The 3906-nt window shown below is 38.1% G+C and carries 7 protein-coding genes and 1 pseudogene; all 8 read right to left on the bottom strand.

Annotation, left to right across the window (positions count from 1 at the left end; translation table 11 throughout):
• Nucleotides 1–921 (bottom strand): nickel-dependent hydrogenase large subunit (locus Q0W26_RS11660; protein WP_298525642.1); only part of this gene is annotated, 921 nt, incomplete at its 3' end.
• The gene (locus tag Q0W26_RS11655) at nt 918–1367 is read right to left on the bottom strand and encodes an NADH-quinone oxidoreductase subunit B family protein (protein ID WP_298525639.1); all 450 of its coding nucleotides are present in this window, start codon (nt 1365–1367) and stop codon (nt 918–920) included. The genes Q0W26_RS11655 and Q0W26_RS11660, both read right to left, overlap by 4 nt.
• Before the next feature lie 27 nt (nt 1368–1394).
• Nucleotides 1395–1799 (bottom strand): DUF1959 family protein, encoded by a 405-nt coding sequence (locus Q0W26_RS11650; RefSeq protein WP_298525636.1) that lies wholly within the window; start codon nt 1797–1799, stop codon nt 1395–1397.
• Nucleotides 1800–1804: 5 nt separating this feature from the next.
• The gene (locus tag Q0W26_RS11645) at nt 1805–2110 is read right to left on the bottom strand and encodes an energy-converting hydrogenase subunit EhaL family protein (protein ID WP_298525634.1); all 306 of its coding nucleotides are present in this window, start codon (nt 2108–2110) and stop codon (nt 1805–1807) included.
• An 8-nt stretch (nt 2111–2118) separates the two neighbouring features.
• The gene (locus Q0W26_RS11640) at nt 2119–2373 is read right to left on the bottom strand and encodes a hypothetical protein (RefSeq protein ID WP_298525631.1); all 255 of its coding nucleotides are present in this window, start codon (nt 2371–2373) and stop codon (nt 2119–2121) included.
• Nucleotides 2370–3242: a respiratory chain complex I subunit 1 family protein gene (locus Q0W26_RS11635; protein ID WP_298525628.1), complete on the bottom strand. Its 873-nt coding sequence runs from the start codon at nt 3240–3242 to the stop codon at nt 2370–2372. The genes Q0W26_RS11640 and Q0W26_RS11635 overlap by 4 nt, the downstream gene beginning before the upstream one ends.
• Nucleotides 3243–3251: 9 nt before the next feature.
• Nucleotides 3252–3467 carry a DUF788 domain-containing protein gene (locus Q0W26_RS11630; RefSeq protein ID WP_298525624.1) on the bottom strand — a complete coding sequence of 72 codons (216 nt, stop codon included), beginning with the start codon at nt 3465–3467 and terminating at the stop codon, nt 3252–3254.
• 7 nt (nt 3468–3474) lie between these two features.
• Nucleotides 3475–3906, bottom strand: a pseudogene (locus Q0W26_RS11625) (hypothetical protein); the annotation flags it as partial.

Raw genomic sequence — 3906 nt, 5'->3', positions numbered from 1 at the left:
ATTACCATTAGTCTCAATCATATAAGTAACTTCACCACGAGGAGCCTCATTTCTGCGCATTGCATAACCGGATTTTAAATTTGCAGGAGTACGTATTTCCCCTTTAGGAATATTTTCAATAGCCTGTCTGACTAAGCTGATTGATTCGGGGATTTCATCAAATCTGGTCATTGTTCTTGCATAGTTATCTCCTTCGCTTCTACGGATAACCTTAAAGTCAAAGTGATCATCATATGTGTAATGCCCATTTCTTAAATCCTCTTTAATTCCGGAAGCTCTTCCTATAGGACCCACGGCACGTCCCTTAATGGCTTCTTTTTTGCTCATTACACCAATTCCTTTACATCTCAGGGCAAGTGCAGGACCTTCGGCAAACAGGGCTCTGACCCTGTCAAAGCTTTCCTCTATCTTATCAAGGTTTTCCAGTATAGGCTTGAAATGGCGTTCATCAGCATCCATTCTGACACCGCCAACAACGTTCCATCCCATATTTACCCTGTTTCCAGTCAAAAGCTCAATTGAATCCATAGCATATTCCCTTAACTCCAAAACATGCATGAACAATGTTTCATGATCCATTGATTTGAAGAATGTGGAATTGGCAAGGAAATGGCTTTGTATCCTATCCAGTTCGTTTGTAATTACCCTTAAAAATTGGGCTCTTAGCGGAACGTCAACATCAGAAATCTGTTCTATGGTTTCTGCAAATGTTTGGGTGTGTTCATATGAACATATACCACATACACGTTCTGAAAGATAGATTCCTTTCTGCCAGGTCTGTCCTTCGATTATCTTTTCAATACCCCTATGAACATAACCATATTCAATTTCCGCTTTAACGACACGTTCTCCTTCAGTTTGAAGTTTGAGTCTGATAGGCTCTTTTAAAGCAGGATGAATAGGACCAATAGGCACTATCATTTCATCTCCCTCCCACGATCAGCAATAGCCTGCGGACCAACAGCCAAAATAGCCTCAAGTATCTCACTAGGCCTTGGCGGACATCCAGGAATGGCTGCTGCAACAGGAATGAAATCGGATGCTGGAGCGTGTACATGGCCACCCTCCTGTGCAAATACATCCCCTGATTGCGGGCAGTTTCCTACAGCCACTGCAATTTTTGGTTCAGGAGCCTTATCATAAATTCTTTTTAAATTGTCTGTCCATTGTTCTGTTACTGCTCCAGTCAACAATAGGACGTCAGCTTCACGAGGATTATTGTGAACATAAATACCATATTGCTCTAAATCATATCTTGGAGATAATAATGCAACGCATTCCACATCACATCCATTACATCCACCACAATTTACGATGCAGACATGAATTGAGCTTTTCCTCACAACATCCTTAATAGCATCTAACATTGTACTCCCTCTTTTATTTTTATAATTTTATAAACTTGATCTAAGCTTAGCTTCATTTTTTAATAGTTGATACAGCTCTAATTTTCCATCTTTAAGAGCATCTTCGTATGATTTTCCATTATTGATTTCTTCGATTATTTTTAATTTTAAATTCTTTGCATCTTCAGGAGATATTACCTCCAAAGTGCCGCTGAACCAGCATAACCTTAAATCCGCATTTAATTTTTGATATAAACAAATTTCCTCGGCAGATTTGAAGGTCCCATGTAAATTTTCAAGACCTCCCATATCCAGCAAATCAAAAAACACCTCTTCCAACTCATCAACAGTACAATCATATTCCTTGGAAAGTGGAACTATTATGTCTCTTTGCCAAGCATAACTTTTTATAATTCTTTTTTGCATCAATTTTAGTTTAGCATCACTATCCATTCAAATCACATCATACTGTAACATTTCAATATCAAATATACAATTATTGCAATAATCAAACCCATTGCAGTTTCCTTTCTGCCGTAACCAGGTCTTTCACCCATTATGAACCCGCCAAGAACAAAACCGATAGCAGATAAAATAACATTACCTGAATTAAATGCCAAAACCCATCCGACGACTGCAACAACAGCCGCAACTGCATTTAACGAAGTGTCTACAAAGGGTTCACCATGCTGTTTGTAGCTGTATACAAGACCAGCAATGGATCCGACAACAAATGCAATTATATAAATCATATAATCTAACATAATATCTCCTACATCGGTTTATAAAGCAATATAAATGAACAGATTATTGCTATAAGTGTTATAATAAAACATAATTTCTCTATACTTTCAATCTTATGTGCAAAATTGCCTTTGGCAAGCAATACGAATATTGCCAGGACAATTCCAATAATCACTATCGGAGCAATAACAGTTGAGTGCAACCATGTAGTTAGAATGCCGACAACTATTATGCCAATAGCAACCAATGCTGTGAAATAGACAATCACATCTTCACTGTTCATGCAACCACCCCACTGAATATCATAACTACTGTTCCAAAGAAGCAGATAGCACCTATAGTAATTTGAGTCATGACTGAATGATTTGGAGAGAATATCGGTGTTGTAGCATTGATAAATCCGGTAATGAATGTTATCACAATCATTCCAATCAGATATCCTACTGCATTCAATGGGCCGAAGAATATTGTCAGGAATACCCAAAGCATCACATACCATGCGATTGACTCTGAGAAATGCATGAATCCCCTTAACAATCCAAAGTGTTCAGTTTCAAATCCAGATATTAAAACCTTGTCCTTAGTTATTGCAAACGGAGAATATGGGGATTTTGTAATGATTAGCATGAAAAACATCACTGCGGCAAGTGGAATTGAAAAGAACAAAGGTCCATGAACTGACTGGTAAGCGATAATTTCACCAATGTCCATTGTACCGGTCACCAAATAGACAAATACAATAGCCGCAAACAACGGCAGTTCTGTTGCCGCTGAAAGAACAGCCCTTACACAACTTAACTTACCATAAGGTGAACCTGAACTTGATCCTGAATTGTGCTCAACAATTTTGTAGACTGCATAAACACCAAACAATATTAATAGAGAATCATGAGCAACTGGCCCTGCAATGACCCCAACAATCCAAATTAATGCTAATATAAATGTGATACCAATATAAAATACCTTTGAAACTGTTTTTGGAAATGCAGTTTCCTTAAAGAAAAATTTCAAGGAGTGTATCAGATGTTGGATTATAGGCGGTCCCGGACGCTTTTGAACACGGGCCATGACTTTTCTATGCAAACCTAGAAGAAGGCTTCCAGCAAGGAATGCAATAACAACCTGAATTAAAATTTCTGCCATCAAATTCATAATACCACCTTAATATCCAGTGAATGGCTCCTTAATTCTTTCTTCAGCATCTTCAGGGGCTGGTTTGGCCATTGTTAATAATCCTAAAGACAAAACCCATGTCGGAATGCCAAATATAGCTACAGTATAAACTATCCATGCATCACAATTTATGACCAAACAAGCAAGGATAGCTATTGTTGATAAGACCAACAAGATAATTGAGATAATTTTTTGACTAGCCATATTACCACTACCACAATACCAATAACATAATTTCAACAGCTCTTACGATAATAAACAGAGAACTCAGGTGAATAATAACGATATACGGTGAACCAGCAGTCCTGAACATTTCCGCTTTGCTTGCGAAAAACGGTGCCACTCCACTTTCACCCAATATTCCAATCAACATTAACACAGCACCAAAGACTACCATCGGATTAGCAGGCATTTGGGATAAGACCGCCAGACTCAATGTTCCGGTTGATGCAAGTATTATTGCTGCACCACCAAACAATGGCAAACTGCACATCATAGCAATCAATCCATAATTGAATGCAGAGTTTAACACGGTAGTCTGTTTAACGGCAGATACAATACCTATATTTAAGATACCAACCAATGCCATGAACAATGTGAAGTTGAACAAATCTCCAGTAATCATTGCTCCAGCAGATGCAAT

The organism is uncultured Methanobrevibacter sp. (assembly GCF_947169325.1).
Classification (GTDB): domain Archaea; phylum Methanobacteriota; class Methanobacteria; order Methanobacteriales; family Methanobacteriaceae; genus Methanocatella.
The sequence above is the reverse complement of the archived record's forward strand: the minus strand, read 5'-3'. Positions and strand labels throughout refer to the sequence as shown.